The 340-nt window shown below is 62.4% G+C and carries 1 protein-coding gene; it reads right to left on the bottom strand.

Features of this window, described 5'->3' with window-relative positions; translation table 11 throughout:
- Nucleotides 1–340 (bottom strand): hydantoinase/oxoprolinase family protein (locus HA41_RS19465; RefSeq protein ID WP_279627074.1); only part of this gene is annotated, 340 nt, incomplete at both ends.

Here is a 340-nt window from a genome sequence, read left to right as displayed (position 1 = left end):
CGGCGCTGTCCGGCCCCATCTGCAGCACGCCCTGGCCATCAATCCAGGCCAGCGAGCCGCCGCCCTGCCCGACTGAGGTCACCGCCACCGACGGAATAAAGATCGGGAAATCACCGATGATTTCGCCGTTGCCCTGCGCCACCGTGCCATCGACGATCACCGCCACGTCAGCGCTGGTACCGCCGATATCGAGGCTGAGAATTTTGTCAAAGCCGCAGGCGCTGGCGAGATAACTGGCACCGATCACCCCTGATGCGGTACCGGAGAGCACCATCTGTACGCATTCGCGTTTTGCCTGCTCAAGGCCCATGACACCGCCATTCGATTTGGTAATGCGCGG

Source organism: Pantoea conspicua (assembly GCF_002095315.1).
In the GTDB taxonomy this organism is placed as follows: domain Bacteria; phylum Pseudomonadota; class Gammaproteobacteria; order Enterobacterales; family Enterobacteriaceae; genus Pantoea; species Pantoea conspicua.
The sequence above is the reverse complement of the archived record's forward strand: the minus strand, read 5'-3'. Positions and strand labels throughout refer to the sequence as shown.